The following is a 334-nucleotide window of genomic DNA, read 5'->3' on the forward strand; positions in this document are numbered from 1 at the left end:
TTAACCAGCTTGACCTAATTACGGAGGCTATGGGTTTACCGGAAGGCCACTTTTACGACTTGTTTATAGATAACTACATCATCGACTTACAACCGAATATGAGGCGGATCGAGCCATTTTTGTATCGCTGTGCGGAGTTGGACAAGTTGGATACGATCCGTCGAGTGGTGGGAGTCATCATGGATAATCTACTTTATTCATCAAAACTATTTGAAATTGCGGAAACCCTATTCACCCAAGGGCGCCATGCTGCGGCGCTGCTGCTTTATGAGAATGTAGCAGAAGTGGAGAAGTACCAACATTCTGAACGTTTGGCAGTCTGTCAATATCGTAT

At 44.6% G+C, this 334-nt stretch carries 1 pseudogene; it reads left to right on the forward strand.

The features are described from left to right. Positions 1-334: pseudogene (locus L693_RS28305) on the forward strand (transcriptional regulator); the annotation flags it as partial.

Source organism: Paenibacillus sp. 1-18 (assembly GCF_000520755.1).
Taxonomy (GTDB): domain Bacteria; phylum Bacillota; class Bacilli; order Paenibacillales; family Paenibacillaceae; genus Paenibacillus; species Paenibacillus brasilensis.